Origin of the sequence: Sphaerisporangium sp. NBC_01403, from assembly GCF_045040145.1 — a bacterium.
GTDB lineage: Bacteria > Actinomycetota > Actinomycetes > Streptosporangiales > Streptosporangiaceae > Sphaerisporangium > Sphaerisporangium viridialbum.
The window spans coordinates 9,533,589-9,555,038 of the sequence record NZ_CP109534.1; the positions used below are offsets into that span (position 1 = coordinate 9,533,589).

A 21,450-nucleotide genomic window follows, 5' to 3' on the forward strand; every position below is an offset into this window, starting at 1 on the left:
CCTTTTTTACGTACATATACGGATGCCACTACGGATGTTCAACTCCTGACTGCGGACCTAGCGTCACGTCAGACCGGTTCGTCCGGTCCGCACACAAAGGAGCGCCGCGAAGTGACCTCTCCCGACCTCCCGCCATAGCCGCCGCTTCCCGCCGTAGGCGACATCATCGCCGGATGAAGTGGCCGCCCGTCTCGGCGCCACAACGGTCGAGAAGCACCATTCGTTTCTCTCATCACCCCCCTAATCCCACCGTGTCCGCTGCCGGGCGACTCTCGGCGGCGCGACCGCCGCTGCCCGCGAACAACGCGCGACGCGGCGTGGGAGGCAGAGAAAGGAAAAGACGCCCATGAGGCGCAAGGCACTACTCGCAGCGACCGCTGCCCTGGCAATGGCAGGCGTGGTGGTCCCCGCCACCGCGGCCGCGGCCAAGCCGCCCCCCGGCAGCGACGGCAAGGTGCAGTCCCTCGCCGCCGACCCGTCGCAGCGTGCCGCGGCGGCCGCCGACCAGGCCGTCGCGAGCGGGCTGGACAGGCTGCGCGTCAGCCCGAACGAGACGTACAAGCGCACCGCCGTGACGGCGGGCGCGGGCATGTACTACGTCACCTACGAGCGCGCCTACAAGGGCCTGCCCGTGGTCGGCGGCGACGCGGTCGTGATCACCGACGCCAACGGGCGCGTGCGCGACACCGCGTCGGCCACCGGGGCCACCACCCAGGGCGTGGCGACCACGCCGACGGTGACCGCCGAGGCCGCCACCGAGACGGCGAAGAGCAAGCTGGACCGGACCGACGACAGCGCCGCCCCGCGCCTGGTCGTCCTGACCTGGGGCAGCAAGCCGCGTCTCGCGTGGGAGGCGAAGGTCTCCGGCATCTCCGCCGGCAAGCCGAGCATCCAGCACGTGTTCGTCGACGCGAGCACCGGCGAGATCGCCGACTCCTACGACGACGTCAGGGCGGGCACCGGCAACGGCTACTACTACGGCACGGTCACCATCAACACGAGCGGCTCAGGCACCTCGTACTCGATGACCGACTCCACCCGCAGCGGCCTGCGCTGTGGCGGCCAGGCCGGCACGGCGTACACCGGCACCGACGACGCCTGGGGCAACGGCAGCGGCACGAACCTGGAGACCGCCTGCGTGGACGCCCTCTACGGCGTCCAGCGCGAGTGGGACATGCTGGGTTCCTGGCTCGGCCGCAGCGGCATCAACGGCAGCGGCGGCGGCTTCCCGACCCGCGTGGGCCTGGCCGACGTCAACGCGTACTGGAACGGCAGCTACACGAACTTCGGGCACTCGCAGGACAACGCCCGCCAGGCCACGCCGATCGACGTGGTGGCCCACGAGTTCGGCCACGCCATCTTCCAGACCACCCCGGGCGGCGCCGGCTCCGGCAACGAGAACGGCGGCATCAACGAGGCCACGGGCGACATCTTCGGGTCGCTGACCGAGGCCTACGCCAACAACCCGAACGACCCGCCGGACTACCAGGTGGGCGAGGAGGTCAACCTCGTCGGCCAGGGGCCGATCCGCTACATGTACAACCCGTCCCTCGCAGGGGACCCCAACTGCTGGTCGACCTCGATCCCGAGCACCGAGGTGCACTCCGCCGCCGGTCCGCTGAACCACTGGTTCTACCTGCTCGCCGAGGGCTCCGCGCCCGGTGGCGGCAAGCCGAGCAGCCCGATCTGCTCCGGCGGCCCCTCCTCGGTGACCGGCATCACCATCCAGAAGGCCGGCAAGATCTACATGGGCGCCCTCCAGCGGAAGACCTCCACCTGGAAGTACGCCAACATCCGCACGGCGTCCCTGGCGGCGGCGGTCGAGCTCTACGGCGCCAGCAGCCCCGAGTGCGCGGCCGTCAAGGCGGCCTGGAACGCGGTCAGCGTCCCGGTGCAGTCGGGCGAGGCCTCCTGCAGCTCCTCCAGCAACGACTTCTCCCTGTCGCTGAGCCCCACAGCGGGCACGGTGGCTCCGGGCTCCGCGACCACCGCCACGGTCGGCACGACGACCACCGCGGGTAGCGCGCAGACCGTCTCCCTCAGCGCCTCCGGGCTGCCCTCGGGAGCGACCGCGAGCTTCAGCCCCACCTCGGTGACCTCGGGCGGCTCCGCCACCCTCACCATCAGCACCAGCACGTCGACGCCTTCGGGCACCTACACGATCACGGTGACGGGCACCGGCTCGGGCGCCACCCACACGGCGGCGTACACGCTGACCGTGTCGGGCACCTCCGGCGGGCGCTCGTTCACCAACGGCACCGACTACACGATCAACGACCTCTCGACGATCAACAGCCCGATCACCTCGACCGCGACCGGTAACGCCGTCTCCCCGGTCAAGCTCAGTGTGACCATCTCCCACACCTGCGCCGAGGACCTCCGGATCAGGCTCAAGGGCCCGAGCGGCACCCTCTACACGGTCAAGTCCAGTGGCGGCTCCAGCTGCACGTCCTTCGGTACCCGGGCCTACTCGGTCCCGGTCACCCAGACGGCGGCGGGCACGTGGACCCTTGAGGTCACCGACCAGTACACCTTGGACACCGGCTTCCTCGACTCGTGGACCATCACGGTCTGAGCGACGGCTGGACGAACCCCCGGGACCACCACCCCTTGGTCCCGGGGGTTCGCCGTTGTCCGGGCGTACGGCGTCCTTGCCCCGTACGGGCGAAGAGGTTCAGGCGGGCGGGGCGACCTGGGTACGCGACCGCACGCCGAGCTTGCGCAGGACGGTGGCGACGTGGCTCTCGACCGTCCGCGTCGACAGGAACAGCACGTCGGCGATCTCGCGGTTGGTACGCCCGAGGGCCACGAGCCTGGCCACCTCCCTCTCACGCTGTGACAGCACGCCCGCGTCCGCCTTCCGGCCGCGCGGTAACTGGAACTCCACGCCGATGTCCCGCAGCACCCGCCTGCACCGGGCGGCGTCGTGGGTGGCGCCGAGCCGGCCGAACCGCTCCGCCAGCTCGGTGAAGCCCGCCGCCGCGCCGGCGTCGCCGAGGGCGAGCCGCGTGCGGGCCTCGCCCTCGCCCGCCCGCGCCGCAGCGTACGGCTGGGGCAGCGCGGCGTACGCCTCGCGGGCACGGGCGAAGAACCCGATCGCCTCGGCGTGCCGCCGCTCGGCGGCGGCCAGCGCGCCCCGCGCGAGGTCGAGGGCGGCGTGCGCGGTGGGCGCGATGCGGCCCGCGATGCCGGCGGCGTACTCGGCGACCAGATCGGCCGCCGCCTTCAGACGCCCGTCCCAGGCCAGCGCGGTGACGGCGGACGGGACCAGGTACGCGCCCCACACCCACACGCCCTTGCGGCGCAGCCGGGCGACCGCCCGCTCGGCCTCCGCGACCGCGCTGTCCAGGGCGCCTCGCGCGAGGTGCAGATCGATCAGCCCTCCGGCGGCGGCCGTCACGATCGGGACGTACCGGGCATCCGGCGCGTCCAGGCCCGCGCCGTGGAAGTGCTTGATGGCCTCGTCCCACTCGCCCGTCGCCAGGGCGAGCATCCCCAGCACCAGCCAGACGTCCACCGCGATCAGCGGGGTCTCGGTGGCCAGCTCTCCGAGGGACGCCGCCCGGTCGCGGAGCCCGTCCCACCGCCCGGTCAGCCAGTCCCTGCGGATCGTCGAGACGTCCAGGAGATAGGCGGGGTACTGCGCGCCGCTCTCCACGGCGAGCTGCCTGCCCTCCTCGGCGAACTTCTCGGCCGCGGCGTAAAGCCCCAGGCTGGTCGCCGAGTCATGCAGGTTCGCGTACGCCCGCGCGGCCTCCCGCCGGACCGCCGTGCGCGGGTCGGCGACCGGCAGCTTGGCCGCCACGGCGAAGGCGTCGGGGGAGCCGATCGTCATCTCGAACGAGGCCCGGTTGGCCTGGACCGCCGCCGCCAGCTCGGGGTTGTCGGCGGTGGCGACGAGGGCCTCGGCGCGGGCCATCCACTCCTCGTGCTGCGCCAGCGACTCGGTGCCCCAGCCCGGCAGCGCGAGGCTGGCCCAGCCCCGCGCGGCCAGCGTCGGCCGGTCGCTCAGCTCGGCGAGGGCGGCCCTGATCTCGGGCCTTCCCGCGGCGGTGTCGCCCGCCTGGTTGGACAGTACGACGCCGAGGTTGAGCCGCGCCTCGCCACGCGCGTCGGGGGAGAGGAAGTCGTCGCGCAGGACGTGGCGCAGGAGCCGTACCACCCGCTGGTGGGAGAGCCCCGTGGCCGCGAACCTGCTCAGCATCAGCGCGAGCGGTCCCCGGTCGGGCGCCGGCAGGCCGGGATCGTCGAGCATGCCCTCGATGATCTCGACGGCCAGGGCGGTGTCGCCGAGGGAGGCGGCCCGCTGGGCGGCGGACGTGCCGTGCCGCAGCCAGGCGTCGGTGTGCCCGGCCTGCCTGGCGTGGAACGCGAGCTGCACCTGAGGCGGGGAGTCCACCGCTTCCAGCGCCCGCATCGCCCGATCGTGCGCCGATCTGCGGTCGGGCCCCGGGATGGCGTCGTACACGGCCTGCTGGGCTAGCGCGTGGCGGAAGCCGTACCGGCCGCCGGGATGCTCGTGCAGCACCCCGGCACGCAGCGCCTCGCCCAGCCCGGCGGAATGGCCGCCGACGGCGGTGATCAGCTGCTCGCCCGCGGGGAGCCGCAGCACCGCGGCCGCCTGCACCGCGCCCACCGCCGCCGCTGACAGGCCTGCCATCCGCTCGGCCATGGCCTCGCGCAGCAGCAGGGGCACCCCGGCGCGGTCGAGCGCGTCGGGCTCCTCCGCGTCGTGCAGGGACCTGACCACCTCCTCCACGACGAACGGGATGCCCGCCGTGCGGTCGTGCAGGCGGGCGACGAACCCGGAGGACAGATCGGATCGGTCCAGCAGTGCGCCGGCCAGGCTTCCCACGTCGGAGACGTCGAGTGGTGCCAGCGGCACGACCACGTTGGTCGTGTCCGGCTGGTGCCGGTAGGCCAGGCCCAGGGGCGACCCGGCCGTGCCGAGGTTCTCCCGCCGGTAGGTCGCCACGATCGCCAGCCCCTCGGGCGGCTGGCCGCTCAGGAAACGCAGCAGGTCGCGGGTGCCGTCGTCGGCCCAGTGCAGGTCCTCGATGACGAGCACGGCCGGCCCGACGGCCGCGAGCAGCGCGCGTATCGCGCGGAACACCCGGTGCCGTTCCGCGCGTGGATCCTCAAGGGGCTGCGGTGAGGGCGGCAGCGCGTCGGCCAGCTCGGGAAGGTAGCCCCGGAGCGCGCCGGTGACGGGGTTCAGCGCCTGGGCCGCCGGGAGACGTCCCCTGATGTCCCGCAGCGCCTCGAACACCGGGCCGTACGGGAAGGGCTCGCGGATCTGGTGGCAGTAGCCGAGCAGGACGGCCCGGTCGCCGGACGGGAGGCGGCCGAGCGCGGCGCGGACGAGCCGGGTCTTTCCTATGCCCGCTTCGCCCTCCACCAGCACCACCGCCGGTGGACGGGTCATCGCGTCGATCAGAGCCCGCAGCTCAGAGGCGCGTCCGACAAGTGCGGGCGAGGGCACGATGCTCATCCACAGCTCCAGGGTACGGATTGCGGGACCCCCCGGGACAGTTATCCACGTACCCCCGCCCAAGGTCAACCCTTGAGCGTTACAGCCGTGTTGCGTATGGGGTCAACCCACCCACTCGGTCGCACGCCACCCGGCCCGTACCGGCTCCGACGGCACCACGATCACCGGAGTCGTCCCGAGCCAGGTGACCTCAGAACCAGATGAGAAGGCGTGGCCTCGGGCGGTCGGATGGCGGGTCTCTCATCATGGCGGCGGACCGCCCCTCACCATCCAGGCTGATCTCCCACACCGGTCCCGGCGTCTAGGTTCACCCCCAGGTGGAGGAACGATTGCGCGGCGGCTCAGGCGGCGCGGATCAGGGGGACGGCGAGATGGCGGAGGAAGTTCGCGTTCGTGAAGGTGAGGGCCTCGCCCAGTCCCTGGAGGAGTATCTTCACGGCTGGAGTGAGCGGTCGGGCATCGTGGCCGAGGTGTGGGCGATGCCCGGTGAGGCCGTGCCGGCCGATCTTGCTGAGGCGGTGTACGCGACCGTTGTCGAGGCGCTGTCCAACGTCGAGCGGCACAGTCGTGCCGAGCATGTCTCGATCGCGGTCACGCTTGGTGCGGGCGGTCTGCGGATGACGGTCAGCGACGACGGCATCGGGTACGCGGATCGTCCCGGCCGGTTGGACGGGCGGGGGCAGACCGCCATGCGCGCGAACTTCGCCGAGGTGGGCGGCACGCTGACCATCAACAGCACGCTCCGGGGCGGCACCACGATCACCGGAGTCATCCCGAGCTAGACCGGCTACGCCCGCGGACCGCGATGCCGCGTTCCGGCCCCGGTGATCAGAACCCACCGATGCGCGGCCTCAGAGGCTCTCGATCTCCGTCAGGTCGATGTCGACCTCGAACGGGACCTTGAGCTGCAACTTGTCGTGGTGAATCCCCATGAGGGCGTAGGCCTTGGTGGCCGGGTCGAGCTCGTAGACGTACACGGTCGCCTTACCGCCGTTCTGCTCGACCCTCCAGAAGTGCTCGATCTTCGCGGCGGCGTAGAGCTGCGGCTTCCGCTCCCGATCACGTGTCTCGGAATCGGGGCTGACGACCTCGACTATGAGGAGTACGTCTTTCGCCTGGTACGCGGTGGCGTCAGGCCCGACGAGGGCTTCGGCTCGGAGGATCGCCACATCAGGCTCGGGACGCTGTCGAGGGCCGAGTACGACGCTCATCTCCCTGCGCACTCGGAACTCTCGCGGAGTGAACCGGCGCAGAGCGTTGACGAGCAGATCGATGATCACAGAGTGGAAGTCTTTCTGGGGGCTCACGAAGACCAAGCTTCCATCTATCAACTCTGTGTGTGCAGGCAAATCCGGAAGGTGATCGAGGTCCTCGGCGGTGAAACCCTCCGGTGGCGGGACCATCCAGCCGGGAAGCTGCGGGTCTGTCATCTTTTGGCTCCGGACCTCGACTGTCATGGCTTCACGCTAGCAATTGCACCCGGTCTCTCCAGTGAGTTTGCCCCCTACTCCTGGAACGGAACGCCCCGGCACCACCGCCTGAGGGTGTTGTGGCCACAAAGAGTCTGGGCCACGCGATCTCGCGTGGCCCAGACGTGCCGGCCTGCAAGGGACTACGAGGCGCGGCGGTTGGCCGCCTGGGGCGGGGACTCGCCCGGCCCCGAGGTGCGCTGCGGGGGGACCACCGGTGTGGGGCGGACCAGGCCGAGGGCGACGACCTCGTTGGCCAGCCTTGTGCGCCGGTTGATGCCCTCCGGAATGCGGAACTTCTGGTAGAGCCGCAACAGGTGCTGCTTGACGGCCGCCTCCGTCACGACCAGGTCGTCGGCTATCTCGCGCGCCGTCGCGGGCGCCACGAACGCCTCGTCGGACAGCGCCGGGCGGCACAGGGAGGTCAGCACGTCGACCTCTCGCCTGGTCAGCTCCGGCGCCGCCGCGCGGCGCAACTCGACTTCCGGGGCGAAATCCTCCCTTGGCACCCCGCCGACCCGACAGCGAGCCGCTCCGAAGGAGACGACGTCGCCGTCGTCAAGCACCCTCCGGGCGATCGGCCTGCCGTTCACCCGTGTGCCGTTGCGGGACAGGCCCAGGTCAACGACATACAGGTAGGGTCCACGGCGGATGAACTCGGCGTGCAGTCGTGACACGCTTGGATCAGCCAGCCTTACGTCGACGCCTCGGCCTCGGCCGATCGTCGTGATCTCGGGGCGCAACGGGACCACCTCACCGGTGTCCTCGACGCGTATGAACGGCCCCTCCACGGCAGTTCCTCCCCAGGTAGCCCGCCGTTACTTCCGCTACAGCTCCGGCTTACCCAAACGAGGGGTTGGGGAATCGCCTTTGCCATAACGAGAATCACTGCAGAAATTGGTCTGGACCTCCTCGGCCGGTTTTACCTGCTCACAGGTAGACTTCGGACGAAGATAAGCGGAGGAAATAACACATGGCGGACAACCCCACCAAAGGCCTCGCCGATGTCGTCGCCGCGTCTACAGCGCTGAGCGACATCGACGGCAAAGCCGGTCGCCTCTTCTACCGCGGCTACGACATCCACGATCTAGCCGGCCGCACGAGCTTCGAAGAGACCGCGCACCTGCTTCAGCATGGCACGCTCCCCACGCGTCAGCAGCTGGCCGACTACGGAGCGGAACTGGTCCGAGGCCGCGCCCTCGGCGCCCTCGTCGAAGCCAACATCGCCGAGATCGCGGAGAAACAGGCGCCCATGGAGGCGCTCAGGAGCCTGGTCTCCCTGGCCGGCGCCGAGGACGCGGACAAGGACTCCAACGAGTCCGGCGCCAACCGGCGCAAGGCCGCGCGACTGACGGCCCAGCAGCCGATCCTGGTCGCGCGCTACCACGCCGCGCGCACCGGCGGCACCCCGCGCGACCCCGACCCGTCCCTCAGCGTCGCGGCGAACTTCCTGATGCAGATCACGGGCCGGATGCCCGAGCGCACCGAGGTCGACTTCTTCGACGAGTGCCTCGTGCTCCACGCCGACCACACGATGAACGCCTCGACCTTCGCCGCCCGCGTGTGCGCGGCGACGCTGTCGGACATGCACTCGGCGATCGTGGCCGCGATCGGCACCCTGAAGGGCCCGCTGCACGGCGGCGCGAACGAGCAGGTCATGCGCACCCTGGAGAGCATCCCCGCGGACGGCGTGGCGCAGGCCGTACGCGACAAGCTCGCGAGCGGCGAGAAGATCATGGGCTTCGGCCACCGGGTCTACAAGACCGAGGACCCGCGCGCGACTCACCTGCGCAAGATGTCGCGCGAGTTGGCCGAGGCAAGCGGGGACGACACCTACTATCGGATGTCAAAGGAGATGGAGGAGGTCGTCTTCGCGGAGAAGGGGCTGTACCCGAACGTCGACTTCTACGCCGCGACGGTCTACCACTACCTCGGCATTCCGACGGACCTGTTCACCCCGGTCTTCTCCGTCAGCAGGATGTCCGGCTGGACCGCCCACGTGATCGAGCAGCACGCCGACAACCGGCTGATCCGCCCGGACAGCGAGTACATCGGGGAGCGCGACCAGAAGTGGACACCGATTGACGAACGGTAGGGCATGGGGGCCGTACCTGCTGATCCTGGCGGGTGCGGCCGTCGGCCTCGGCGCGATCGCGATGGGCCTGCCCGCGTGGGCGGGCTCATTGATCGTCGCCTGCTCGGTGCTCTTCGGCGCCGTGCTGCGACTGCTGGTGCACGGCGACCGCGAGAGCATGCTCGCCGTGCGTGACAGGCGCTCCGACGCCGTCACGTACGGAGTGCTCGGTGGCGTCATGGCCGTGGTCGCCCTCAGCGTCGCCGTGCAATGGCTCATGGGTAGGCAGTAACCCCCCATGCCCGGTCCGGTAGCCTCAGCCCGCCATTGCGTTCGCAAAACGACCGTTTGGTCAGCCTAGTCGTAAGAAGTTGCAAGAAGGGGAACCCCAAGCATGCCCAAGATCAAGGTAGCGGGTCCCGTCGTCGAACTCGACGGCGACGAGATGACCCGGATCATCTGGAAGTTCATCAAGGACCAGCTGATCCTGCCCTACCTCGACGTCGACCTCAGGTACTACGACTTGGGGATCGAGCACCGTGACGCGACCGACGACCAGGTGACGATCGACGCCGCCAACGCCATCAAGGAGCACGGCGTCGGTGTGAAGTGCGCCACCATCACCCCCGACGAGGCCCGGGTGGAGGAGTTCGGCCTCAAGAAGATGTGGCGGTCCCCGAACGGGACGATCCGCAACATCCTCGGTGGCGTCGTCTTCCGTGAGCCGATCATCATGTCGAACGTGCCGAGGCTGGTCCCGGGATGGACCAAGCCCATCGTGATCGGCCGTCACGCCTTCGGCGACCAGTACCGCGCCACCGACATCAAGGTGCCGGGCGAGGGCACGCTGACCCTGACCTTCACCCCGAAGGACGGCTCGGAGCCCATCGAGATCGACGTGTACGACTTCCCCGGCAGCGGCGTCGCCATGGCGATGTACAACGTCGACGAGTCGATCCGCGACTTCGCGCGCGCCTCCATGCGCTACGGCCTCGCCCGCAAGTACCCGGTCTACCTGTCGACCAAGAACACCATCCTGAAGGCCTACGACGGCCGGTTCAAGGACCTCTTCGCCGAGATCTTCGAGAGCGAGTTCAAGGCCGACTTCGAGGCCGCCGGCATCACCTATGAGCACCGTCTCATCGACGACATGGTCGCCGCGGCCATGAAGTGGGAGGGCGGCTACGTCTGGGCGTGCAAGAACTACGACGGCGACGTGCAGTCCGACACGGTCGCTCAGGGCTTCGGCTCGCTCGGCCTGATGACCTCGGTGCTCATGTCCCCCGACGGCCGCACGGTCGAGGCGGAGGCCGCGCACGGCACGGTCACGCGCCACTACCGCGAGCACCAGAAGGGCAACCCGACCTCCACCAACCCGATCGCCTCGATCTTCGCGTGGACCCGGGGCCTCGCCCACCGCGGCAAGCTCGACAACCAGCCCGAGGTGACCGCGTTCGCCGAGACGCTGGAGAAGGTCTGCATCGAGACCGTCGAGGGCGGCCAGATGACCAAGGACCTCGCCCTGATCGTCGGCGGCGACGCCAAGTGGCTGACCACCCAGGACTTCCTGGCGGCCCTGGACGAGAACCTCAAGAAGAAGATGGGCGTCTAGTTGAATCTGGCCTCTACCTGCGGCTTTGCCGTCAGGTAGAGGCCAGTTCGCCTCTCTGGGCCGTCTGTGGGCCGTCAAGCCGTTGAGCCGGACCCGAAAACAGCGGCGATGGCCTTCCGAGTCCGCTCCTGGCTGCTCGGCATGAGGTGGGTGTAGGTGCGCAGGGTGAAACCCGGATCGTGGTGCCCGAGGTACTCGCTCAGGGCCTTGATGTTCTCGCCGGCATCCAGGAGCACCGACGCGTAAAAGTGGCGCAAAGCATGCATGCCGTGCTCCCGAGCGGCGGCGTGAGGCTCACCACGTCTGCGCTCCCGGATGACGCCTGCCGCTACAAGCGCGGTCTTCCAATGGACGTTGTTGAAGCTCGGACGCCGTACCACCTCGCCGCTTTCCTGCGTGAAGATCAGTCGTCTGGTGACCAACGGTCCTTTCGGTGTCCCCCATGGAAGAGTGATCTCTACCGGTGGGAAGCGCTTCATGCGCGCCTGGATCACGTCGGCGACGGGCCCCGAGAGAGGAACGTCCCGAAGCTTGCCGCCCTTGGGAGGGGCAAAGACAAGCCTGTACTCGCTGTACTTGAGCTGCTGCACGACATGCAGCGTGTCTGACTCGAAGTCGAGTTCATCCGCGTCCACAGCGAAGATCTCACCCTGACGCAGCCCACAACCGGCGCCGAGATCCACCATGGCCTGAAACCGCTCGGGCAGGGCGGCCCGGACCGCGAAGACTCGCTCAGCGGCCCAGGGCGCGATGCGTTTCGTCTCGACAGCCGGCGCTTTCACTGAGCGCGCGGAGCACGGGTTGCGTGCGAGGTGGCCATCGTCCACGGCTGCGCTCAATACGGCACGCACGTTCGAGTAGATGGTCTTCGCGTACGAACCGCGGACGCCGTTCTCTTCGAGCTGCTTTACCCACGCTCGGATGTGTCCGGGCTGGAACGAGCCGAGGGGCCGAGGGCCGATGTACGGGAAGGCGTGAAGCCGTAGCTGAGAGCCCATTGATGCTCTTGTGTTCGGGTCGCCACTCCGCTCGGCAAGCCACTTCTCGGCGAACTGGCGAAAGGTGACACGGGCCGCTCGTGGGTCGATGTAGTGCCCGCGAGACATGTCGGCGGCGGTCCCAGCTAGCCAGTCTTCCGCTTGGCGCTTCTGCCGATCGGGAAAGGACTGGCTTTTCTCGGTGCCGTCGGGGCCGATGTAGCGGGCTCTGTAGCGCATTCCGGTGCCGTAGCGGTCCGTGCGGACGCGCTTGGGCTTGCCGTCGGATCCCGTCTCGGTCTTGTACCCGGCGGGCAGGGCGGTCGGCCGGGGTCGGCCCCTACCACCACCCGCGAGAAGGCTCGGAGAACCCGGGCGTCATCACAAAGTTGATCTAGACTGCATCTCCGTGCGCACACTCAAGGTCGTCTTGACGCTGTTCGTCCTCTATGCGGTCGCGGCGCTCCCGGAGTTCCTCTTCCTCATGGCGAACCGGACGATCGTGCAGCCCGCGACACCCGACGCCGTCGAGGTGTTCGTGGAACGACCCGGCACCTTGGACGAGCCGTACGATGCCCGGATCGAGCCGTTCAACCATGCCCTGGCCCTCGCGGACGAACGAGCCGAAGCCCACCCGGAGGACCTCGCCCCGCCGTACCTGCTCCGTCATCCCTGGCGGCTCGTCGCCCCCTACGTCAGCTCGCGCGGACATGAGCTGGCCGCGGCACCGCTCCGCGGCGTGGCCTGGCCCAACCAGGTGCGGACACCGTTCGTGATCTCTCCGGAGGTGTGGCAGGTGAGGCACAGCGTCGCGAAACTCAATGCCCTGATGTCCGCCGACCGAGGGCCCCTCGACGATCCGAGAATCTTCGCGGCCTCGATCGACGCCGAGCGGGACATGGTCGTCGTCGTGGCGAACGCGATCGATCAGCCGCTACGCCGCCTGCTGGCGAGGACCTATGGCGCCGACCTGGTCGCTCTCCAGTGGGACCCGTGGGCGAAGCGTCTAGAGCGGCTTGCCGCCGGTAGCGGCTGACCTGGGCGCGGGCTTGATGTCGGCGCCGCCACAGGGACCAGCGCAGGACATCCGCCACAGTGCGGGCGCTGCGTTTGAGCAGGTGGACGAGCAGGTGTCTGATCTCGCCGAGAGTCAGCGGGGTCAGAGCCGTACTGGAGCGCGCTAGTTCTTCTCCTTGCCACGCTGCATAGGACGAGGTTTTTTGGTTCCTGGTGAAATATTCTTCATCTTTGTGACCTCTGGCGCCGTAGCAGTGGAGGGCGAAAGCGTCTGGTTGTTGCCGTGACGAGTAAGAGCTTCATTCTTTGCAGACTGAATACGTTGTAGGAATTGCTCCTCTGTCTCGCTGAAGTGTCGGCCGTCGGGATAGTGTTGCAGGTAGGATTCTCGGGGTGGCCTGTCGCTCAACCAAGGCCAGTCTCCATGTCGAGAATCTGATAATAGTGTTTCAGTAAGTCCCAGTTCTTTTCGCATCGCGTTTCGTAGTACTTCGAGTAAATCTTGAGCTTGGAACCAACCCGGGTAATATTCGATGAATGTCCTACGGAGCTCAATAGCCGTTGTGATATCCAAGAGAGCTCCCGAAACCCGGTCAGCGAGGTCGGCTACGGCCGGTGTCGCCATAAGTTGCACTTCGAGAAGCACTGGTTGCAGTTCTTCGTCCCAACGGTGGAGATAGTCAACTAAGTCATCTTGGATCTGGTCTTCTTGCTCGTCCTCAACTAATTCTCGTCCATCGTAGGAAAGTAACAGGCCGATACGGTCAATCTCTCGATGCATCGATTCCGCGAGTACTAGATATCGAGCATATAGTTGGCGTCGATCGTTTAGCCATCGCCGAGCATCGTCGGCAGCTAGTCTCCGCGACTCGTTGCGTCGAGTTATCCAGCCAGTAAGCAGTACACCACCGAGACCTCCCCCGAGGGCGAAAGCGCCTGTCATGAGCGGTGGTATAAGGTCGGGCGTCATTACTCAAGTATGCAGTAGTAGGTCGAAGGTAGTCAGACAATGGCGACCAGTGTTGAACGACGCCTCCGGCGTGTCTCCGGCTGGCCACGGGTGCCTGTGCTGAATGATCCTCCCAGCTCAGAGGCATCTTGACCTACAGCGTGTTGACGTATGCCATCAGCTCGTGCCGCAGGGATGTAAGCGCCCCGACCGCCCGTGCTCTGACGACATCCCACGCTCCTGTCCAGTTCGGCGGCGCATCATGGATACCGAGCTCGCGGAGCTTGGCAGTCAGTCCGCCTCCCTCGGTGATGCCGTGCTGTTCGGCGTTGCGTGCTCCCCGGATCGTTCGCAGCGTTTTGATAGCTGCGTCCACTGCCCGATGCTGGGTCGCCGGTAGGTGGTGGTGCAGGCAGTCCACCATGCGGTTCAGACTGGCGCGCAGTTGGTCTTTATCCTTCTTCATTTCCTCGTCCGAGCGTGGCCGCAGCAGTGCCTCATCCACCTTGATGCGGTCGATCAGATCGGCCAGATCGCTAAGCCGAGTCTCGAACTCTGCTCGGGTAGCGCAGCCCAGCGACAGCGCGGCCGGCGTCGCCACCGTGCTCAGTGCCAGTAGCGGCGTCTTTTTCCTGTCGAACGCCAGGCGCCATGCGGCATCCAGCACATCGAACGCCTCGGCCAACTCCAACGGCGAGACAGGGGTGACGGCTGGTGCTTCGACTTCGACGATACGTTGCCAGCAGTCATGGCCGCCTGCCTGGCACGCGCCGACACTCTGCACTCTGTCTCGTTGGCCCTTGTCGCATATGGCCGTCATGACGCGGCGCCCTATGATGCCCCCCATGGTGCTCAGGGCTGCCACACATCTTCTGACGTAAGGGTCCAGACCTCACTCGGATTAACTGGCCTGGTTCCCGTACTGAGCCATTCCATAGTGAGGGGCTCTAGGCGGCGCACTGCGTATAGCTGCAAGGCGTTGTTCAGAGTCTCGTGCGCCTGGTCGGGTGACAGGGGTGCCGGGCCCGTTAGTTCCAGGCGTCTGATGGCGAAGTGGGAACCCTGAGCCGTCAACTCGGTGTGCACTCGAAATACTCGCTCATCGGCGATCTCGACCGCGAAGCACGGCATGAACGGGTGGAGGTCGCGCGGGCCGGGGCCCTGCGTGGGCATCGGCCCCCGGTAGCTGATGACGGCCTCGGGCATGACGCACACTCCTTTAGGTACGTGGGGGCGTCCACCACGAGGTCGGACGGTGGCTGTCGGGAGGCCAGCACAAATATCAGGGCGGCTGGGGCCGTGTGTGGGCCGTCCGGGGGCGACGAACGATGACAGGTGACGACTGGAGCTGACCACCTAGGAGCAGGATCAAAGCGGTGAATCCGTGCTTGCCGCAGGTCCCGCCAACTGTAGATCACTCCCTCAAGAAGAAGATGGGCGTCTGACGAGGGTCGGACGGCCGTGATCGAGGGGCCGCCCGCCGGGGTTTCCGGCGGGCGGCCTTTCGCGTCGTGGCGGCCGGTCCGGCCGACATGGGAGATTACGGCGTGGTCTCGGTTCCCGGTAAGACCACCAAGGGGCCGTAAAGTTCTCATGGTCGACACTTGAGGAATCACGGGGACAGGAATGCCGGAGCTCGGGCCGCTCGGACGGGGAGATCCCCGGCAGCTGGGCCCTTTCAGACTCACCGGGCGCATCGGGGAGGGCGGTCAGGGGGTCGTCTACCTCGGTGAGAGCGACGCCGGGGAGAGTGCCGCGGTCAAGTTGCTGCACGTCAAGTTCAGCGGCGACCTGACGGCGAGGTCGCGCTTCGCGCGCGAGCTCAAGGCCGCGGAGCGGGTCGCCTCGTTCTGCACGGCCCGGGTGATCGCCGCCGACCTCGACGGCGACACGCCGTATATCGCCAGCGAGTACATCGAGGGGCCGTCGCTGCGCGAGACCGTCGAGGCCACCGGGCCGTTGTCGGGCAGCAAGCTGGAGCGTCTCGCGGTCGGTACGGCCACGGCGCTGACGGCCATCCACCACGCGGGCATCGTGCACCGCGACTTCAAGCCCGACAACGTGCTGATGGCGGCGGACGGGCCCCGCGTGGTCGACTTCGGCATCGCGCGCATCCTCGACTCCACGGGCACGATCACCAGCAGGGCCGTCGGCACTCCCGCCTACATGGCGCCCGAGCAGATCTCCGGGGGCGAGGTGGGCCCGCCCGCCGACGTGTTCGCGTGGGGCTCGACGGTCGCCTTCGCGGCCACCGGTTCCGCGCCGTTCGGCGGCAACTCCATCGCCGTGGTCCTCAACCGCGTGCTCAACCACGAGGTCGACGTGAGCGGCCTGCCCGAGCCGCTGCGCGGCGTGGTGCGCTCATGCCTGCACAAGTCGCCGGGCGCCAGGCCCTCCGCCGACCAGATCCTGCTCCGCCTGCTCGGCCACGCCGAGGCGGTGGGCGCGTCCACCGCCGTGCTCAGCCAGGGCGCCGAGCTGGCCGGCCGCGAGACGATCGCATCCGCGTGGACGGGCCGGGGCGGCACCCGCGACGCGGGGTCGGCAGGCTCCGTCGTCCCCCCGGCGCCGGAGGCCGGCGCACTCGCCGAGGAGGCGCCGAGCAGGCGTCCTCGGCGGGGCAGGTGGCTCGCCGCGGCGGTCGCGGTCATGGTGCTCGCGGGCGGCGGCGCCCTCGCCGCCAGGCAGTGGGGGCCGGGCCTGGCGTCCGTCTCCCCTGGTGCGACGCGCCAGGCGAGCACGCCCGGGCGCACCCCCGACACGCCCCCGGCGTTCTCCTCCGTCGTGGACAAGGCGGCCAGGACGCACAAGCTGACCATCGCCATGCGCAACCTCGTGCCCGGCATCGCCCTCAGCGACGGGGGAGAGTGGCACGGCTTCGAGGTGGAGGTCGGCGCCTACATCGCCAAGCAGCTCGGCGTCCCCCGCAGCGGCATCACCTACCAGGCGTCCAGCATGACCGAGCGGGTGTCCCTCCTGAATTCCGGCGCGGCCGACCTGGTGATCGCGACTTATCCGATCAACGACAACAACCAGGTCACCTTCGCGGGGCCGTACTACACCGCACACGTCGACGTGCTCGTACGGGACGGCGACCCGTACACGAAGGTGGCCGACCTGGAGGGGCGCAAGATGTGCTCGCCGGGGTCGAGCATGTCCACCGGCATCGTCCAGGACGCCGTCAAGGTGCGGCTCGTCGTCGCGGACACCTACGCCGACTGCATGAACATGCTGCGCGCGGGCAAGGTGGACGCCGTCCCCGGCGACGACCTGCTGCTGGCCGGGTTCGCCAACCGCGAGAGCATCCGCTACAAGGTGCTGGGCGCCAGGCTGACCGACGAGCGGTACGCCGTCGCGGTCAAGAAGGGCGACAGCAGGACCTGCAAGACGGTGCGCGCCGCCATCGCCCAGATGTACGAGGACGGCACCGTGAAGACGCTGCTCGAGAAGTATTTCGGGAAGGTCGGCTTCGACCCCGAGACGACCAGGCCCGCCCCCGTGAGCTGCGGCTAGGCCGGGTCGGACGGCTCCTCGGCGAAGCCGGAGCCGGGGCCGACGGGGCCGGGGTCGATGGAGGCGGCGGTGTCCCTGGCCCACGCCAGGGTGGTGAGGGCGTTCCTGATGCCGAGGTCGAGGGCGTAGCCGCCGACCGTTCCCCTGTCGGGACAGATCTGTGCCTGCTTGGTCGCACGGAGCGCCTGCAGGTCGTCCAGCCTGGCCTCCACGCCCGCGCTCACCCTGCGCAGGACCGCCAGCGCCTCCGGCGCGTCGAGGAGCGGTAGCAGGAAGGCCTGGAGCGCCCTCTCGTTACGCACGGGCCCGCTCGGCGTGTGCTCGGTCAGCCAGTGGCGCAGCTCGTCGTGCCCCTCGCGGGTGATGGTGTACATCTTGCGCCCGCGCGCGCCCTCGGCCTCGACCGTGATCAGGCCGTCGGCCGCCATCTTGGCCAGCTCGGGATAGATCTGGCTGTGCCCCGCCTGCCAGACGTAGTTGAGCGACGTCTCGAACTTCTTGGTCAGGTCGTATCCGCTGGCCGGCCCGGAGAAGGACAGCAGGCCCAGCAGGGCGATCCGCAGCGACATGGCATCAGCATAACTAAGGATTGACATGTAAGTACAGACATGTCACCTTCTACCTGTCTAAGCAGACATGCCAGTGGATTGAGAGGACAGGCGATGACGGCGATGACCACGGCTCCGGCCGGCACAGAGCGCCAGGAGCGGGGCAACGGCCTGCTGCTGTTCGGCGTGCTAGGCGGGATGTTCCTCGCGATGCTCGACCAGACGATCGTCGGCACCGCCTTACCCCGCATCACCGCGGACTTCGGCGGCGCCGGGCTCTACACCTGGGTCGTCACCGCCTACCTGCTGACCTCGACGGTCACGGTCCCCTTGTACGGCAGGCTGTCGGACGCCTACGGCCGCAAGCCCCTGCTGCTGATCGGCATCGTGGTGTTCCTGGTGGGCTCGGTGCTGTGCGGGCTCGCCCAGAACATGGGCCAGCTCATCGCCTTCCGCGGCGTGCAGGGGCTGGGCGCGGGGGCGCTCCTGCCGCTGTCCCTTGCCTTGATGGCCGACCTGTTCCCGCCGGACAGGAGCGGCAGGGTGCAGGGCGCGATCGGGGCCGTCATGGCCGCGAGCTACATCGCGGGGCCGTTCCTCGGCGGGTTCTTCACCGACCACGCGAGCTGGCGCTGGGCGTTCTTCGTCAACATCCCGATCGGGGCGCTGCTCCTGGCCATCATCGTGCCGCGCCTGCCCCGCGTGCCGGGCACCGGAGGGTCCAGGCCCGACTACCTCGGCATCGCGGTGTTCACCGTGGCGATCAGCTCGCTCCTGCTCGGCCTCACGGAGAAGGGCCTGGACGACCACACCTGGACGAGCGCGCCCGTCATCGGCCCGCTGGTCGCCTCGGCCGTCCTGCTCGCGGTGTTCGTCCTGGTCGAGGCGCGTGCCGAGCAGCCGATCATCCCGCTGCACCTGTTCCGCGACCGCACCTACACGATCGTGAACATCACCTCCTTCTTCACCGCGTCCTGCCTGTTCGCCGGGGCCGTCTTCCTGCCCCGCTATTTCCAGCAGGCGCAGGGCCAGAGCGCCACGTCGTCCGGGCTGCACATCTACCCGCTCATGTTCGGCATGGTGGCCGGCAGCGTGCTGACGGGCGCGCTGATCAGCAAGACGCGCCGTTACAAGCCGTGGCTGCTCGCGGCGCCGTTCCTCATCGTGGCCGGCGCGCTGCTGTGCTCCGGGCTGGCCGTGGACACCCCGACCTGGTCGCTGGTGGCCTGGATGGCGCTCATCGGGCTCGGCATCGGCCCGATGCTCTCGGGGCTGACGGTGGCGGTCCAGTACTCCGTGCCGCCCAGCTACATCGGCACGGCCAGCGCGAACCTCACGTTCTTCCGCCAGATCGGCGGCTCGGTGGCCCTGGCGGTCGCCGGCACGGCGTACACCGCGGTCGTCCGCGACCAGGCGGCAGGGCACGCGGGCCTGGCCGATGCGCATGCCGCGGCGGCGGCCACGGTCATCCCCTGGCTCGCGGTGGCGGGCGCGGTGGTCGCCGTCGTGGCCCTGGCCTTCCTGCCCGGCCGCACCGTCCTCGACTTCGGGGCCCGTACGGCTCCGGTCCCGGAGTGAGCGGGGGAACGGAGTGAGCGGGGGAGCGGGGTGACCGGAACGGGACCAACCTTTGCCGTTCGGTGGGATTCGTCTGCATCGGGGGCTGCGTGTCGGGCGGGCGCGGCGAGACCCTCGCGGCGTTCAATTGATCTCGAACGTATGGGGGTCGCACATCAATGGGTCTGTTCTCGGCGGGCATCGCCGCCGGTCTCGTCCTGCTCGTCGTCGCGGGTGCTCCGGCGGTGGTGAACGCGTCAGCGAGACACTCGCCGAGACTGTGGGGAGGGGCGGACCTGTCGGTGCGCCTCACCGCCTCCCCGCGCGTGGCGCAGCCGGGGCAGTGGCTGTCCTACGAGGTGAAGGTGCGCAACGCCGGGCCGGGCGACGCCGTGCTGCCCGTGCTCACGATCCGCGTTCCCGACCAGGTGGACGTCATCGCCGTCAACGTCGCCTCGTGCCACCCGGGGACGTCCAAGCACGAGGTGGTCTGCCCCTCCACGACGGACATCCAGGCCGGTGACTCGGGCGCGGTGACGGTGCTCGGCGTGGTCGGTACGGGCGCGCGTGGCCCGCTCCGCGCGACCGCCCGCCTGACGTCGGAGGTGGTCGACGACAACGAGGCCGACAACCACGCCGAAGTCCTGACGAAGGTGGGCGAGGGGGCCGACCTCGCCGTGCGGCTCTCGCCCGCCAGGGGGATCGCAAAGCCGGGACAGCGTTTCACCGTCAGGGCGTCGGTGCGCAACAGCGGGCCGGTGCCCGTGCGCGACGCCCGCGTCTACTTCACCGAGCACGGCGCCCGGTTCGTCTCGGCCAGCGGCGCCCGGTGCGCGAAGCTGCGTGGGCAGGTGGGCTGCGCGCTGCGGCCGATAGGGTCGGGCGCGCGCGGGACGCTCAGCCTCGTCTTCCGCATGCCTCGCCGGGGGTCGCGCGAGGTCGACACGGAGGCGACGGTGTTCTCCGCGCGCGTCGGCGACCGCCGCCCGGCCAACAACCAGGCGCGCATGCGGGTCTCCCTGCGGCACGGCTAGCCGCCGGCCCTCATCCGGAGTGCGAGGTGCACCGGCCGTGGCCGCGCCCGTCCTCCGGGACCGTGGTGGCGAACACCGCGCCGGCCGCGGCGAGCACGGCGCAGAACACGATGAGACCAGCCAGCGCCACCTTCACCGCAAAAGGTGAAAAGTTTGCAGCTTTTATCACGTATGAGATCTCACCACAGATGACGGAGCGAGATGCCTCTTTCGCAGAACGTGATTCGATTTCACAGGTTGCCGGGTCAGCGGGTCAGGGCGGCCCAGGCGTCGGTGACGATCGTGCGCAGGTCGGCGTGCTCAGCCTTCCAGCCGAGCTCGCGCTGGATGCGCTCGGAGGAGGCCACCAGCACCGCGGGGTCGCCCGCCCGGCGCTCGCCGACCACGGTGGGGATCGGGTGACCGGTGACCTCGCGGCAGACCGCGATGACCTCCCGCACCGAGAAGCCCGTGCCGCTGCCCAGGTTGTAGATCTTGTGCGAGTCGGGCCGGCAGGAGTCGAGGGCCAGCAGGTGGGCCCGCGCGAGGTCGGTGACGTGGACGTAGTCGCGCACGCACGTGCCGTCGGGGGTGGGGTAGTCGGTGCCGAAGACGTTCACCGACTCGCGCAGGCCGAGGGCGACCGCGAGGACGTTCGGGATCAGGTGGGTCTCCACGGCGTGGCGCTCGCCGTAGACCTGCCCGCCGGCGGCGGTGAAGGCGCCCGCAACGTTGAAGTAGCGCAGGCTGACCGCTCCGAGGCCGTGCAGGCCGGCGAAGGCGGTGAGCGCGGTGTCGACCGCGAGCTTGGACGCCCCGTACGGGTTGGTGGGGCGGGTGGGGTCGGTCTCGACGATCGGGGTGCCCTCGGGCTCGCCGTACGTCGCCGCGGTGGAGGAGAAGACGATGCGCCGCACGCCGTGCGCCCGCATGGCATCGAGCAGCGCGAGCGTGCCGCCGAGGTTGCTGGACCAGTAGAGCCCGGGCTTCTCCACCGACTCGCCGACGAGCGACCGCGCGGCGAAGTGCAGCACGCCGTCGAACCCCTGCGCGAGGACGGCCCCCGCCTCGGTGACGGAGCCCTCGACGAAGGAAGCGCCCGCCGGAACCGCGTCGGCGTGCCCTGTGGAGAGGTCGTCGAGGACGGTAACCTCGTGACCGGTCTCGATGAGCTGTGCGGCCACGGCGCTTCCGATATAACCGGCGCCCCCGGTTACCAGCAGCTTCACT

18 protein-coding genes are annotated in these 21,450 nt (G+C 69.0%); 9 read left to right on the forward strand and 9 right to left on the reverse strand.

Annotated elements, in window-relative coordinates; genetic code table 11:
* The first annotated feature begins 346 nt into the window (after positions 1-346).
* Positions 347-2,575, forward strand: a complete 2,229-nt coding sequence (locus tag OG589_RS43170; RefSeq protein ID WP_405144714.1) for a M4 family metallopeptidase — start codon at positions 347-349, stop codon at positions 2,573-2,575.
* Positions 2,576-2,674: 99 nt separating this feature from the next.
* On the opposite strand, the gene OG589_RS43175 is transcribed toward OG589_RS43170, so the two are convergent.
* Entirely contained in the window at positions 2,675-5,491 is a 2,817-nt protein-coding gene (locus OG589_RS43175) for an ATP-binding protein (RefSeq protein WP_405144716.1), read from the reverse strand.
* A 371-nt stretch (positions 5,492-5,862) separates the two neighbouring features.
* Here OG589_RS43175 and OG589_RS43180 point away from each other — a divergent pair, with 371 nt between their 5' ends.
* A complete protein-coding gene (locus tag OG589_RS43180; protein WP_405144717.1) occupies positions 5,863-6,273 on the forward strand; it encodes a sensor histidine kinase in 411 nt (136 codons plus the stop codon).
* Between the two features lie 69 nt (positions 6,274-6,342).
* On the opposite strand, the gene OG589_RS43185 is transcribed toward OG589_RS43180, so the two are convergent.
* Entirely contained in the window at positions 6,343-6,948 is a 606-nt protein-coding gene (locus OG589_RS43185) for a Uma2 family endonuclease (protein WP_405144718.1), read from the reverse strand.
* A gap of 155 nt (positions 6,949-7,103) precedes the next feature.
* Positions 7,104-7,751 carry an FHA domain-containing protein gene (locus tag OG589_RS43190; protein ID WP_358549119.1) on the reverse strand — a complete coding sequence of 216 codons (648 nt, stop codon included), beginning with the start codon at positions 7,749-7,751 and terminating at the stop codon, positions 7,104-7,106.
* Positions 7,752-7,933: 182 nt separating this feature from the next.
* On the opposite strand from OG589_RS43190, the gene OG589_RS43195 reads away from it, so the two are divergent.
* From OG589_RS43195 to OG589_RS43205, 3 genes are all read left to right on the forward strand, one after another.
* Positions 7,934-9,055: a citrate/2-methylcitrate synthase gene (locus tag OG589_RS43195; protein ID WP_405144720.1), complete on the forward strand. Its 1,122-nt coding sequence runs from the start codon at positions 7,934-7,936 to the stop codon at positions 9,053-9,055.
* On the forward strand, positions 9,042-9,326 hold the full coding sequence (locus OG589_RS43200; RefSeq protein WP_405144721.1) for a DUF3017 domain-containing protein: 285 nt from the start codon (positions 9,042-9,044) through the stop codon (positions 9,324-9,326). Before OG589_RS43195 ends, OG589_RS43200 begins: the two co-directional genes overlap by 14 nt.
* 102 nt (positions 9,327-9,428) lie before the next feature.
* Positions 9,429-10,646: an NADP-dependent isocitrate dehydrogenase gene (locus OG589_RS43205; RefSeq protein WP_405144723.1), complete on the forward strand. Its 1,218-nt coding sequence runs from the start codon at positions 9,429-9,431 to the stop codon at positions 10,644-10,646.
* 74 nt (positions 10,647-10,720) lie between these two features.
* Here the strand turns inward: OG589_RS43205 and OG589_RS43210 are convergent, their stop codons facing one another.
* Positions 10,721-11,863, reverse strand: a complete 1,143-nt coding sequence (locus tag OG589_RS43210; RefSeq protein WP_405144725.1) for a tyrosine-type recombinase/integrase — start codon at positions 11,861-11,863, stop codon at positions 10,721-10,723.
* 169 nt (positions 11,864-12,032) lie between these two features.
* Between OG589_RS43210 and OG589_RS43215 the strand changes: the two genes are divergently transcribed.
* The gene (locus tag OG589_RS43215) at positions 12,033-12,659 is read left to right on the forward strand and encodes a hypothetical protein (RefSeq protein ID WP_405144727.1); all 627 of its coding nucleotides are present in this window, start codon (positions 12,033-12,035) and stop codon (positions 12,657-12,659) included.
* 144 nt (positions 12,660-12,803) lie between these two features.
* Here OG589_RS43215 and OG589_RS43220 read toward each other — a convergent pair whose 3' ends face one another.
* Both OG589_RS43220 and OG589_RS43225 read right to left on the reverse strand, forming a co-directional pair.
* The gene (locus OG589_RS43220; protein WP_405144728.1) at positions 12,804-13,421 is read right to left on the reverse strand and encodes a hypothetical protein; all 618 of its coding nucleotides are present in this window, start codon (positions 13,419-13,421) and stop codon (positions 12,804-12,806) included.
* A gap of 322 nt (positions 13,422-13,743) precedes the next feature.
* A complete protein-coding gene (locus OG589_RS43225; protein WP_405144730.1) occupies positions 13,744-14,373 on the reverse strand; it encodes a hypothetical protein in 630 nt (209 codons plus the stop codon).
* Positions 14,374-15,215: 842 nt separating this feature from the next.
* On the opposite strand from OG589_RS43225, the gene OG589_RS43230 reads away from it, so the two are divergent.
* Complete coding sequence (locus OG589_RS43230; protein ID WP_405144732.1) at positions 15,216-17,102, forward strand: serine/threonine-protein kinase; 1,887 nt, start codon at positions 15,216-15,218, stop codon at positions 17,100-17,102.
* Here the strand turns inward: OG589_RS43230 and OG589_RS43235 are convergent.
* Positions 17,099-17,671: a PadR family transcriptional regulator gene (locus tag OG589_RS43235; RefSeq protein ID WP_405144734.1), complete on the reverse strand. Its 573-nt coding sequence runs from the start codon at positions 17,669-17,671 to the stop codon at positions 17,099-17,101. The two genes, OG589_RS43230 and OG589_RS43235, sit on opposite strands and share 4 nt — an antisense overlap.
* Before the next feature lie 93 nt (positions 17,672-17,764).
* Here OG589_RS43235 and OG589_RS43240 point away from each other — a divergent pair, with 93 nt between their 5' ends.
* Positions 17,765-19,228 (forward strand): MDR family MFS transporter, encoded by a 1,464-nt coding sequence (locus OG589_RS43240; protein ID WP_405144735.1) that lies wholly within the window; start codon positions 17,765-17,767, stop codon positions 19,226-19,228.
* 158 nt (positions 19,229-19,386) lie between these two features.
* Positions 19,387-20,241, forward strand: a complete 855-nt coding sequence (locus tag OG589_RS43245) for a hypothetical protein (protein ID WP_405144736.1) — start codon at positions 19,387-19,389, stop codon at positions 20,239-20,241.
* A gap of 10 nt (positions 20,242-20,251) precedes the next feature.
* Here the strand turns inward: OG589_RS43245 and OG589_RS43250 are convergent, their stop codons facing one another.
* Together OG589_RS43250 and galE are read right to left on the reverse strand one after the other, a co-directional pair.
* Complete coding sequence (locus tag OG589_RS43250; RefSeq protein ID WP_405144738.1) at positions 20,252-20,377, reverse strand: hypothetical protein; 126 nt, start codon at positions 20,375-20,377, stop codon at positions 20,252-20,254.
* Positions 20,378-20,486: 109 nt separating this feature from the next.
* Positions 20,487-21,449: a UDP-glucose 4-epimerase GalE gene (galE, locus tag OG589_RS43255; protein WP_405144739.1), complete on the reverse strand. Its 963-nt coding sequence runs from the start codon at positions 21,447-21,449 to the stop codon at positions 20,487-20,489.
* Between the last annotated feature and the right edge of the window lies 1 nt (position 21,450).